Consider the following 12,110-nt stretch of genomic DNA (forward strand, 5'->3'; position numbering starts at 1 on the left):
ACTGACACCCCATGCGCATCTCTTTTTCCGATCCGGCAGAACGCAGCGAAACGGAACCCCGCGCGCGGGAGCTGTCCAAAATTGCCGGGCTGATGCGGATCACACTGGCTCTGACCCTGATGCTGCTCGCCATCTGGCTGATCGGCGACGTTCTGGCTGTGATTTTTGCCTCCGCTCTCGTAGCCGTAGTTCTTCACGGGCTGGCTCGCATGCTCCGGCGGCACGTTCCCATCATTCCCTATCAGGGCGCGGTCGCTCTCGTGACCGTCGTAATCCTCATTGCGATGATCGGCCTTGGCTGGAGCAGCGGGCCGTCCATCAGCGACCAGTTCATCCGCCTCAAACAGGCGCTGATTACCCAGTCTGGTGAACTGCGCGCCCATCTTTCCGGCTCCACAATCGGACAGATGGTTCTTGATCACCTGCCAGCATCCCTCGGCGGAAACGCCCCCGGAACGGGAGGCCTCGGCTCTCTGGGATCAGGACTTGCGGGCTCGGTCACAGGTCTTCTCAGCAGTGTCTTCGGCATCATCGGAACGCTGCTGGTTATTTTGATCGCTGGCCTGTATTTCGCCCTCAGCCCGGCTGTCTATATCGACGGGATGATCCGCCTCGTCCCAACGCAGCACCGTCCTGCCGCGCGCGAACTGATGCTGACCGCCGGGGCCACCCTCTGGGCCTGGACTGCCGGACAGGCTCTGGACATGCTTGTAGTCGGCATGCTCTCGGGCATTGGCCTGTCACTGATCGGCGTGCCCCTCGCACTGGCGCTCGGCGTCGTGGCGGGTCTTTGCAATTTCATACCCTATATCGGCGCCATTCTTGGCGCTGTGCCCGCCATCCTGCTGGGCCTGTCGCTCGGCACGCATGAGGGCCTGTTCGTCGCCATTCTGTATTGTGTGATCCAGTTTTTCGAGGGCAACGTCCTTGCCCCGCTGATCCAGCGCCGCGCCGTGCATATGCCGCCTGCAATGGCCATCCTTTCGCAGACGGTTTTCGGCTCCATCCTTGGTGCTCCCGGCCTGATCCTCGCCTCCCCCATCACCGCGGCCCTTCTGGCGATGGGCGACAAGGCCACGGCCCCGCTGGAGGACGAAAACCAGACCCGTCGTGACGTCGGCGAAGTCACGGAAGAAGAAGAAAAACAGCAGAAGTAAATTTCTGCTTGCTCCTGACGTAACGTCATCATCCTTGATGTGACGTCAGGAGCATGATGATGAACGTACGAACCCTGACAATTGGTGAACTCGCGGCGGCGACTGGCGTCACCCCCGCGCTTTGCGGCACTTCGAGGCAGCCGGACTGCTTCGCCCGCAGCGCGCGGAAAATGGTCGCCGCGCCTATGAAGCAACCGATATCGGGACCCTGACGCACATCCTGCTCCTGAAACGGGCCGGTTACACGCTGAGGGAAATTGCGTCCCTTTCGCGTGGACCGCTCGATGCAGAGAGACTGCTACAGGCACAGCTCCGTGTTCTCGAAGCCCGGCGTACCTAACTCGACGCCGTTATCGGCCAGATGAAGGCCGCCTGCGCTACGATTTCAGGAGAGACTGTCCTGGATCTGAAGTCTTTCTGCGCCCTCATCAGCAAAGGACAGGATCATATGACACCCACCTCCATGAAAGACGTGTTGAACCAGTATTTCACGTCTGATGAACAGCAGCGCTGGCAGAGCATGGCCAACAGCCATTTCCCGCTGGAAAATCGTACGGAATACGCTGAACAGTGGGAGACGCTCATCGGTCAATGCGAAGACGCCCTGCGCCGGAATGTCTCTCCAGCGAGCGACGAAGCGGCGGCCCTGCTGGCAAACTGGAAGATTCTCCAGAAACCACTTCAGGATGCGACGGGCCCGGAACTCTGGGGCAAGGCAAACCGGATGTATCTGGAGCGGGGCAACTGGGAAACGTCCGAGCGAAAGCTGCCTTTCAGCCCGGACGTTCAGGCATTCATTATTGCGGCCGCGCGCCATCAGGCTGTAACGCCATAAGCTGCGCATCAGGGAAGGCATTCATCCGGTACGGACCGTTTTTCTCGAGCTGGACGCCGACGATATCGTCCTGCTTCTTCTGCTTCCAGATGGAAACAATCACGGGCTGCCCCTGTGCCGTAGCCATTTCAAGAATGACCTGTCCCGGCGCTGGCGGACGCTCGCCCGACGGGCCCCATGCCGTCTCATGGGACTGAAGCCACAGATTGACCTTCTGAACCTCATCGGCCGTCAGATTACGGCTGATGGGCGTAGTCATCTGGCCCGCAGTTACCTGTGGAAACTTCCAGGCATGCAGCAGCGGCCATGTCACGAACCAGACAATGCCCACAGGAATGAGGACCAGCGCCCCGAAAACCAGAAGAAGTTTCTGCTCGCGTCTCACGCCTGTTCTCCTGCCCAGTGATTGAGGGCTGCAATGATGTGGCGGACGTCATCGTCCGTCAGTTCGGGATGGATGGGAAGCGCCAGAACGCGTGCGCCAAGCCCTTCGGCCACTGGCAGCACGGCTCCGTCATGATGCGGTGCATAGGCCGGCTGATGATGTAGCGGCTTCGGATAATAAATGGCGGTCGGAACGCCTGCGTTCTTCAGAAACGCCTGGAGCGAATCCCGCTTTGCCGCATCCGGCAGCAGAATCGTATAGATCGCCCAGGCACTCTCGCTATCCGGCACCCGCACGGGCGATACAATCCCTGCAGGCATTCCGGCATCGTAGGCCGTGGCAATCGCGTCCCGGCGTTTCAGCTCCCCGTCAAACACATCAAGCTTTGCCAGAAGCACAGCCGCCTGAAGCGTATCCAGCCGCCCGTTGATCCCGATCCGCTCGACTTCATAACGCGTTCGGCCTTCGCCATGCGTGCGAAGGGAATGATACAGCGCCGCCAGATCGTCGTCGTCCGTCAGGATCGCACCACCGTCTCCATAACCGCCCAGCGGCTTGGACGGGAAGAAAGACAACGTGGTCGCCTTTGCCTCATGTCCCAGACGGCGACCATGATATGTCGCCCCAAAAGACTGCGCACAATCGGCCACCAGCGTCAGGCCCTCCTGCGCCGTCCAGGCTTTCAGGTCGTCCCACGGCGCAGGTTGCCCGAACAGGTCCACCCCGATCACAACACGCGGCTCCAGATCTTCTGCCTGACGGACCGCCTCAAGCCGGGCTTTCAGCGATTCAAGACTGATCTGGAAGGTCTGCGGATCGACATCCACGAAAACCGGCGTTCCCCCCAACAGCAGAACGACTTCCGCCGTCGCCGTATAGGTGAAGGCTGGCAGGAAAACCGCATCGCCCGGCCCGATTTCCTCGGCCATCAGCACCATCAGCAGCGCATCGGTCCCGGATGAGACACCGATCGCATGTTTCGCCCCGCCGAATTCCGCCAGACGCTGCTCCAGTTCCTGAACCTCCGGACCAAGCACAAAGCGGCAATGCGCCATGACGGCATCCATACGCTTCTGGATGCTGCCGCCGAGGCGCGCCTGCTGGGCGGGGAGGTCGAGAAAAGCAATCTGCCGTGTCATGGCGCTATCATCTCCGGATCGGGATGGGAGACCGCAACCGGCAATCCGCCGTCACGGTTATGAAGGAATTCGGGGACCAGCCTGTACAGGATCGTCATGATCGCGCCCAGATCGTTTGCGCGGCAGGCCATTTCCAACTCGTCCATCGCAAGTCTCGCCACCCTGAAATCGACCGTCCGCGGGGAGGCCATCCGCAGACCGGGCGCATCGGTCGGAACCGGGGCCTCGCGCCCGTGGAACAGTTCCTCGAACAATTTTTCACCCGGACGCAGCCCGGTGAAGCGGATCTCGATATCGGTTTCAGGGCGCAGGCCCGCCAGCCGGATCATCTGGAATGCCAGATCCATGATCCGTACCGGATCGCCCATATCGAGCACGAAAATCCCGCCCTGCTTGAGGCGCCGGTCCGTCGCGTCATGTTCCGCACGCTCATGCGTTCCACGCACGGCCGCCTGCAACACAAGCCCCACAGCCTCCGGCACCGTCATGAAATAGCGCGTCATGTCCGGATGCGTGACCGTCAGCGGCCCACCATGTTCAAGCTGCCGCCTGAACAGCGGGACAACCGATCCCGTGGACCCCAGCACATTGCCAAACCGCACGGTCACGCATCGCATGCCGCCCTGCCCGGCCCGCGCCCGCATATCGAGCGCCTGTCCGTAGACCTCCGCACAGCGTTTACTGGCTCCCATCAGACTGGACGGGTTGACCGCCTTGTCTGTGGAAATCATGACCATCGCCTGCGCGCCCGCCCGTTTGGCCTCGTCTGCAACAATCCGCGTGCCAATCACATTCGTCAGGATTCCCTCGACCGGATTGTCCTCGACGATAGGCACATGCTTGAGGGCCGCCGCATGAAACACGATCTGCGGTCGGTATTTTCCAAAAATCTCTGCCATGCGCCGCCGGTCGCGCACATCCGCCACGATCTGATGGCGTGTCACGTCACCAAAGCGCTCGGAAATATCCAGATTGATCTGCCACAGCGCATATTCGCTGCTCTCGATCAGCAAAAGCACAGCAGGCTGGAACGATGCAATCTGCCGTGCCAGTTCGGAGCCAATGCTGCCGCCAGCCCCGGTCACGGCAATGACGCGCCCGCAGATCAACCGCGCCATACCCTGCGAATCGAGCGCAACGGGCGGACGGTTCAGCAGATCCTCGATTGCGATGGGCCGAAGCTCTACCCGGTCCGCCGGCTGCAAGGCTGTCAGAGACGGCGTGCGCTGAACGTCGATGTCATAGACCCGCGCCGCTTCAAGAATGCGTGCCAGTTCACGCCCCTTGATTTCGCTCGCGGTCAGAACCAGTGCATCCGGCAGCTTTCCCGCAGCAAACAGCCGCTCCAGAATGGCGGGCGTTTCGCTGATTGTTCCAAGAATGGGGCAGTCATGGATACGCCGCCCGGCCTGTTGGGAACCGCCGGTCAGGATCCCCACCACACTGCGACTGTTCTCGCTGTCGCGCTCCATCGCCCTGATGAACAGATCGGCTTCATGATCCGCGCCCAGCAGCAGGATGCGCTGACTGGCCAGCGCCGTGCTTTTACGACGCGCCGCCAGACGCCACATCATGCGGACGGAGCCGAGAAACACCAGCAGGACCAGCGCATGGATGATCGGGAAAGTCGGCGTCGGCAGCGGATAGCCCGCCACGTGTAACAGCCCCGCAAACAGCAGCGCACTCAGAACCGAGGCACAGGCAATGTTGAACAGGTCCGCCACACCCGAGAAACGCCAGTACTGCTGCGGAACACGGAACGGCAACCCGCCCACCAGAAGGGTGATCCCACCACCGGCAATAAACCACAGCGGATGCAGCCATCCCCCGGCCGGATCCGCCAGCCAGCGCGCAACAGGCGCCGCCGCCGCAGAGACGACTCCGTCCAGCGCCACATTGAGCGCAATGCGCCGCGCCCGCATCGACGTATGCGAGGTCGATGCGGCAGGCGGCCTGAAAGAAGGCGCCGAGGGGGGCATTGAGGCCGGAGAGGCGGGGCCTGTAGGATCAGCAGATATCACCTGCTCCTTATAGCGCCAAAAGCCGCTCTCCCATAAAGTCGTTCGATGCCCTTTTCTTTCCACAACATTAACACCGGCCTTACGCTCCCCTGCGTCGCCGCGGTCGTCCTGTGCAATATCCTGATCCTGCTCATGATCCGCGCAGGCGTTCTGGACCATCCCGTAGAGCGGAGTTCCCATACGCGCCCGACGCCCAAAGGCGGCGGGATCGGCATTGTCGGAGCTTTCGTCCTTTGCCTGATCCCGGCCCTGCGCGCAGCCCATACGCCCGCATCCATCATTCCTGCCGTAACGGGACTGCTGATCGGCATGATCGTGCTCGGCGCCGTGTCATGGCTCGACGACATGCGGCCCTTCCCCGCCCGCTACAAACTCGCAGCACAGTTTCTGGCCGCAATCGCCGCAGCCTTCGGAGCAATTTACGGCACGCATACTCCGTTATGGACGCTGGTGCCCTTCGTGCTCGCCACCGTCTTCATTACGAATGCCCTGAATTTCATTGACGGAATCAACGGTCTCGCTTCCGGCGTCATGGCCATCTCGGCCCTGTTCCTGGCCGGTGCCGGCATTATGCCCGCCGCGTTCATGTTGCTCGCCATCTGCCTGCTGGGTTTTCTGCCCTATAATTTTCCAAAGGCCCGGATCTTCATGGGCGATGTCGGCAGCCAGCCTATCGGTCTCGCCATTGCCTGGGGGGGCATGACAGGCTTTCGCGCAGGTGGGGGTGTCCTCGTGATCGCTCTGCTTTCGGGCGTGCTGTGGGACGTGACATTCACGCTGCTGCGCCGCGCGCGCGACGGAGACAGACTGGCACAGGCCCATCGCGGCCATCTCTATCAGTTGGCCATTCGCTCGGGACTGCCCGTGCCGCTCGTTACTCTTTTATACTGGGGGTTTGCCCTTTGGGGCGCTGCGGCATTCGCCACAGGTCAGATCATCATAACCATCGTGATGATCGCCCTGCCACAGATCCTGTGGACAGGATATATCTGCACGCGGGCCAGAACCCGCGTGCAGGATCGCTGGTAATCAGCCAGATCGTTCAGCCGGCGCGGCGGCTGCTCAGGCGCTCGACGGAAGCCGAAGCGCGTTCCGTACGCGTCGAACGGGTGCCGGAGGCTTCCGTCATGACGGCACGCATTTCGCGCAGGAAGGTGGAGCCCTTCAGCGTGCGCTGCACGAGAACCGAACGACGGTCCAGCGGATCGACCTTGCGGCGGGCCAGATCCAGTTCGCCCAGACGGTCAAGGGCGCGGGTGATGGCGGGTTTGGAAACCTTGAGCTCAAGGGCCAGACCACGAACCGTGTGGGCGCCGTCCCGCAGATAGCAGGTCAGGAACACGGCAAGCTGGCGTGCCGACAGGTCGGGACCGTCGCGGCGGACCATGGAAACGATGGTGTCGCACAGAAGATTGAGCATCTGATCATTGGTAGCCTGGGGCATGATCTCTCTCCTAAACAGTTCGACCCCTGTTGTCCGATCCCATAACAGGGAGGGGCGGCACGGGGGCCAACATGAAATTGTCTATGTCTCTCCTTCCAGGGAGAGACGTCAGTTGCACTCAGATGGTGATTCGAAACGCATACGCAAGCATACGGGTTCCAAAACATTCCAGTAGACGATGACTCTGCATCGAAACGATAAGGGGCATATGCCTCATTGAAACGCATTTGACACCCTAATCTTTCAGCCGCGCTCCGCATCGCCACACTGTTCCCAGAGTGAAACGCTTCATGAAAGCTCAGGAATTATTATGAATTCGTGACAATGTTTCCAGAATCGCCCGAAGACCGAGCACTTCTCCCCCTTCAGGACGGCCCGGGCGCCCTCCGTCATTCCACGCATAAGTGTCGATATGCGCCCATTTCTGGCCCTCCGGCACGAATTTCTGAAGATAAAGTGCCGCTGTGATCGCCCCGGCCATGGGTTTTGACGTCACGTTTCCAAAGTCAGCAATTTTACTATCGAGCCATGCATCATAACCATGCCAGAGCGGCATTCTCCACATTACATCGGCCGTCGTTTTTCCCGATTCGAGAATGAGTGAGGCCAGTTCATCGTCATTACTGAACAATGCCGGCACATCCGGACCGAGTGCTACGCGCGCAGCACCCGTCAGGGTTGCAGCATCCAGAATGACATCCGGACGGTTTTCGGACGCTTCCGTTATGAGATCACACAACACCAGCCGCCCCTCCGCATCCGTGTTGCCAATTTCGACCGTTTTGCCGCTGCGCGTCTTTAGAACATCTCCCGGCCGCATGGCATGACCGGACACGCTGTTCTCCACACACCCCAGACGCAGCTCCAGATCCACATCCAGCCCCACGTCGATCGCCGCGCACATCACGGCCAGCATCAGCGCCGCGCCGCCCATGTCCTTCTTCATCCGAAGCATGCCCGCCGCTCCCTTGAGATCGTATCCCCCGGTGTCGAAACAGACGCCTTTGCCGATAAGGGAAATCCGTGGCGCGCCCTCACGCGCTTTCCACCGTGCCACGGCCACAACAGGCTTGCGCTCGGACCCCTCGCCCACCTCTGCCAGACACGGATATGCACGGCGCAGATCGTCTCCTTCGAGCAGGCTGACACTTGCCCCCCGATGCACCAGCGCCTTGCCCGCCATCTCGGCAAGCTCGCGCGGCCCCAGAAGATTCGCTGGCATGTTGATCAGATCGCGCCCGAACCACACGGCTTTCGACAACGCCACAAGCCGCGTTGCATCGTCCGGAACAACCATCCGCGTCGCGCGTGGCTTTGCCTCACCAAGACCGAACCGATAAGCCCCCATGCAGAACCCGAGCAGCGCGCTCTCCAGCGCTCCGTCCTGCAGCCCGTGCAGCACGACCGTCCAGTCTCCTTCCGGCAGTGCTGTTCCCAGCACACCGAAAGCATCCGGATCGTTCGACCGCACGGACGCCACACACAGAAGCGCAGCACCGACACCGCCCTCACCCGGGAGCAGCGTGAAAGCACCGTCTTTCGCCGAAAATCCCTGCCCCTGCAGAAACGCAGCATGCTCTCCGAGAAGAGTCATGACCGCTGCATGGTCTTCACAGGCCACCAGATGAACCAGACGCGCCGAAGGTGCTTCGGCAGAGGTCACGAAGGGAAGCTGGGAATGCGGATTCATGAGATTTTCTTCCTCAAAGACCTGCCCCACCCGAGAAAGATCCGTCGGGAGGGCTTCAGATGCTTGCTTTTGCCCCGCAGGCACCCGACCATTCAGACATGAAGGGTGCATTCCACGGAACCTCGTCCAGCGACCATACCATGCCAGCCAGCATCCGTGCTGCCCTCGGCCCCACCAATACCGGCAAGACCCATTATGCCTTAACGCGCATGATGGCCCATGCGTCCGGCATCATTGGCTTTCCCCTGCGCCTTCTGGCCCGGGAAAACTATGAACGCCTCGTCAAAATCAAGGGCGAGCGTCACGTCGCCCTCATCACGGGCGAGGAAAAAATCGTGCCTCCCGGCGCGCGCTGGTTTTCCTGCACCGTCGAGGCCATGCCGCTGGATCGCAAGGCCGAGTTCATCGCCATTGACGAAATCCAGCTCGCCTCCGACCCCGATCGCGGACACGTCTTCACGGACCGCCTGCTCCACGCGCGTGGCACGGTCGAGACGCTGTTCCTCGGCGCTGAGACCATCCGTCCGCTGCTTCAGAGGCTCGTGCCCGGCATTGAAATCGACATCCGCGCCCGCCTCTCGAGTCTGGCCAGCACCGGACACACGAAACTCTCCCGCCTGCCCCCACGTTCGGCCATCGTCGCCTTCTCCATGAGCGAAGTCTATGCGCTGGCTGAAGTGATCCGCAGACGCCGTGGCGGCTGTGCGGTTATCATGGGCCAACTTAGCCCCCGCACCCGCAACGCTCAGGTCGAACTCTATCAGAACCGCGATGTGGACTATCTCGTCGCAACCGATGCCATCGGCATGGGTCTGAACATGGACGTCGATCACGTCGCCCTGGCGCAACTCAGCAAATTCGACGGCACTGTGCCGCGCCCGCTGTTCCCGCAGGAAATTGCCCAGATCGCCGGGCGCGCCGGACGCGGCATGAAAGACGGCACCTTCGGTACCACAGCCGACTGTCCGCCGATGTCCAGCGCCCTCGTCGAAGCTGTCGAACAGCACCGCTTCGATCCGATCCAGCGCCTCTACTGGCGCAACCACGAACTCGACTTCACTAACCCGGCCAACCTGCTCAAAAGCCTGACCCGGCCGCCACCGCTGCGCGGCCTGACCGCAGGCCGCGTGGCCTCGGACGTCACCACACTCGAATCTCTGATGCTTGACCCGGATGTCCGCGAGATCGCCCGAGGCAAGCGCGCCACAACCCTGCTCTGGGACGTCTGTCAGATCCCCGACTTCCGCAAGCTCGGCGATGACAGCCACACCCGGCTCTGCGCGCGCCTCTATATCCATCTGGTCAAGGAAGGGTCCATTCCCGCCAACTGGATGGAAGGCCATATCCGTGGGCTGGCCAAAACCGAAGGCGATATCGACACCCTCATGCACCGCCTGACCGGTGTGCGGGTCTGCTCCTATGTCGCCGCCCGTACAGAATGGAGCCGCCATTCCGCGATGTGGCAGGAACGCGCCCGTGAAGTCGAAGACCAGCTTTCCGACGCTCTGCACGAACGCCTTACCGCCCGCTTTGTAGACCGTCGCGCCACCACGCTTCTGCGCCGCCTCGACAGCGACGGCGACCGCACGCTGCTGTCTGCCGTGAAACCCGATGGCGAAGTTCTCGTCGAAGGTCACAGTATCGGACATATCAGGGGCTTCATGCTGGACACGGATGTGGCCTCGGGCCCGGACCGTCAGATGATCCTGCGAGCCGGTCGCAAAGCCCTCATCCACGAAATCCCCCGCCGCATCCGCCTTCTGCAGGACGCACCGGACACCGCTCTCAGACTGGACGCCACGACGGGACATATTTTCTGGGACGAAACCCCTCTGGGCCGACTCAGCGCAGGTTCCTCCCTGCTCCGTCCCGCCATCCAGCTTTTCCCCGCCGAGTTCACTGATACTGTCCAGAAAGGTCACGTCGAAACCCGCCTGCTGGCTTTCGTGATGCATCTCATCCAGACAGACCTTAAAGCTCTTTATCGCGCCCATGCCCTCGCTGAACGCGAACCCGGACTGCGCGCCATCCTCCACCGCCTCATGGATGATGGCGGCATCACCGAGACCCTGCCTGAAGACCATGCGCTTTCCCCCGCCCTGCGCGGGAAACTGCGTAAAGGCGGGGTCGAGATCGGACGCTTCTCGATCTTCTGCCCCGCCCTGTTCCGGACGCGCCCTCTGGACCTTCTTGGACTGCTACATGCGCTGCACCAGCAGACTCCACACCGCCCGGCAGCCCCCGGTCGCGTTTCTCTTCCCTGGGCTGACATCAGGGGTCAATTCGGCTGGATCCGCGCCGGGGATACAGGCCTGCGTCTCGACATCGCAGAACGCTGCATCGCGGAACTGCACCAGCTTGCACTCCGCCGAGACCATACGGCGCCATCCGATCTGGCCTCGCGGCTTGGCGTAAAGACCGACACCCTGCCGGCCGTCCTGAAAGGTCTGGGAATCGCACATCAACCGGCAGAAACCCCGTCTCCAAGCCATTCCGGTCCGCCGCGCCCTCTCATGATCCTCCACGACCGCAAGACCCGCGCCTCACGCCGCCCCAGATCCGCACAACATGGCTTTGCTCCCAGACGCCCCTCCCCACCGAGGACTGACAGCCCCTTCGCAGCCCTTGCCATCCTCAGGGAAAAAGTCCGTCCATGAGCGAGCCTTATCAGCGGCTGGACCAGTGGCTCTATTATGCCCGCATCGCCAAGACACGGCCGCTTTGCGCGGCCATCGTCGGAAAAGGCCGCATCCGCATCAACCGGCAGCCTACCAGCAAGCCCCATGCCAGGCTTCACATCGGGGACATATTGACTTTTCCCGCAGTTTCTGGCGGAGAAGTGCGCGTGTGGCGCGTCTTGGATCTTGGTGAACGCCGCGGTCCGGCAAAAGAAGCCGCACTTCTTTATGAAGTCATCACAGAAGACGGCTGAGGATGCTTGCGTCTGACGCCAAACCTTCGCATATCATCCCGCTCGGATGAAACCGGCCGGATGCCGGACCAGCAAGACGATCGGAGACGTCAATGACCTATGTGGTCACAGAAAACTGCATTCGCTGCAAGTTCACGGATTGCGTGGAAGTCTGCCCCGTAGACTGCTTCTACGCAGGTGAGAACTTCCTTGTCATCAATCCGGACGAATGCATCGACTGCGGCGTATGTGAGCCGGAATGCCCGGCCGAAGCCATCTTCCCCGACAGCGACAACCGCGCCGCACCGTGGATCGAAGTCAATGCGAAATATTCGACGCAATGGCCGAACATGACCCGCAAGATCGACGCCATGCCAGACGCGGAAGACTGGAAAGACAAGCCGGGCAAAGCTGCGATGCTGTCCGAGGCACCGCATCAGAGCTGATTTTCCTCCGACACAACCGACGTACCCCACCCGGTCTTTCACGAGACCGGGTTTTTTTATGCCTGCTGCCCGGATGGAAGCC

General features: G+C 61.4%; 12 protein-coding genes. 7 read left to right on the forward strand and 5 right to left on the reverse strand.

Annotation, left to right across the window (positions count from 1 at the left end; genetic code table 11):
• The first annotated feature begins 11 nt into the window (after positions 1–11).
• The 3 genes from HK22_RS07275 to HK22_RS07285 all read left to right on the forward strand — a co-directional run bounded on the left by HK22_RS07275 (position 12) and on the right by HK22_RS07285 (position 1,992).
• Positions 12–1,157, forward strand: coding sequence for an AI-2E family transporter (locus tag HK22_RS07275; RefSeq protein ID WP_062030844.1), 1,146 nt, complete (start codon positions 12–14; stop codon positions 1,155–1,157).
• Between the two features lie 121 nt (positions 1,158–1,278).
• Entirely contained in the window at positions 1,279–1,497 is a 219-nt protein-coding gene (locus HK22_RS07280; protein WP_086648819.1) for a MerR family transcriptional regulator, read from the forward strand.
• A gap of 108 nt (positions 1,498–1,605) precedes the next feature.
• On the forward strand, positions 1,606–1,992 hold the full coding sequence (locus tag HK22_RS07285) for a TipAS antibiotic-recognition domain-containing protein (protein WP_158093546.1): 387 nt from the start codon (positions 1,606–1,608) through the stop codon (positions 1,990–1,992).
• Here the strand turns inward: HK22_RS07285 and HK22_RS07290 are convergent.
• The 3 genes from HK22_RS07290 to HK22_RS07300 are packed head-to-tail and all read right to left on the reverse strand — an operon-like array spanning position 1,955 to position 5,438.
• Positions 1,955–2,377, reverse strand: coding sequence for a hypothetical protein (locus HK22_RS07290; RefSeq protein ID WP_086648821.1), 423 nt, complete (start codon positions 2,375–2,377; stop codon positions 1,955–1,957). The genes HK22_RS07285 and HK22_RS07290 overlap by 38 nt on opposite strands.
• The gene (locus tag HK22_RS07295; RefSeq protein ID WP_086648822.1) at positions 2,374–3,516 is read right to left on the reverse strand and encodes a DegT/DnrJ/EryC1/StrS aminotransferase family protein; all 1,143 of its coding nucleotides are present in this window, start codon (positions 3,514–3,516) and stop codon (positions 2,374–2,376) included. Before HK22_RS07295 ends, HK22_RS07290 begins: the two co-directional genes overlap by 4 nt.
• Positions 3,513–5,438 (reverse strand): nucleoside-diphosphate sugar epimerase/dehydratase, encoded by a 1,926-nt coding sequence (locus tag HK22_RS07300; RefSeq protein WP_233142472.1) that lies wholly within the window; start codon positions 5,436–5,438, stop codon positions 3,513–3,515. The genes HK22_RS07295 and HK22_RS07300 overlap by 4 nt, the downstream gene beginning before the upstream one ends.
• Before the next feature lie 144 nt (positions 5,439–5,582).
• Between HK22_RS07300 and HK22_RS07305 the strand changes: the two genes are divergently transcribed.
• Positions 5,583–6,566: a glycosyltransferase family 4 protein gene (locus HK22_RS07305; protein ID WP_086648824.1), complete on the forward strand. Its 984-nt coding sequence runs from the start codon at positions 5,583–5,585 to the stop codon at positions 6,564–6,566.
• A gap of 13 nt (positions 6,567–6,579) precedes the next feature.
• On the opposite strand, the gene HK22_RS07310 is transcribed toward HK22_RS07305, so the two are convergent.
• Positions 6,580–6,981, reverse strand: coding sequence for a MarR family transcriptional regulator (locus tag HK22_RS07310; protein ID WP_062030832.1), 402 nt, complete (start codon positions 6,979–6,981; stop codon positions 6,580–6,582).
• Between the two features lie 298 nt (positions 6,982–7,279).
• Positions 7,280–8,671, reverse strand: a complete 1,392-nt coding sequence (locus HK22_RS07315) for a leucyl aminopeptidase family protein (RefSeq protein WP_086649093.1) — start codon at positions 8,669–8,671, stop codon at positions 7,280–7,282.
• Between the two features lie 59 nt (positions 8,672–8,730).
• Here HK22_RS07315 and HK22_RS07320 point away from each other — a divergent pair, with 59 nt between their 5' ends.
• The 3 genes from HK22_RS07320 (at position 8,731) to fdxA (ending at position 12,028) form a co-directional block, all read left to right on the forward strand.
• Positions 8,731–11,328 carry a helicase-related protein gene (locus HK22_RS07320; protein ID WP_086648825.1) on the forward strand — a complete coding sequence of 866 codons (2,598 nt, stop codon included), beginning with the start codon at positions 8,731–8,733 and terminating at the stop codon, positions 11,326–11,328.
• The gene (locus HK22_RS07325; protein WP_062030830.1) at positions 11,325–11,603 is read left to right on the forward strand and encodes an RNA-binding S4 domain-containing protein; all 279 of its coding nucleotides are present in this window, start codon (positions 11,325–11,327) and stop codon (positions 11,601–11,603) included. Before HK22_RS07320 ends, HK22_RS07325 begins: the two co-directional genes overlap by 4 nt.
• 92 nt (positions 11,604–11,695) lie before the next feature.
• The gene (gene fdxA / locus HK22_RS07330) at positions 11,696–12,028 is read left to right on the forward strand and encodes a ferredoxin FdxA (protein ID WP_062030828.1); all 333 of its coding nucleotides are present in this window, start codon (positions 11,696–11,698) and stop codon (positions 12,026–12,028) included.
• The last annotated feature ends 82 nt before the right edge of the window (positions 12,029–12,110 follow it).

Origin of the sequence: Gluconobacter sp. DsW_056, assembly GCF_002153595.1 — a bacterium.
Lineage (GTDB): Bacteria > Pseudomonadota > Alphaproteobacteria > Acetobacterales > Acetobacteraceae > Gluconobacter > Gluconobacter albidus.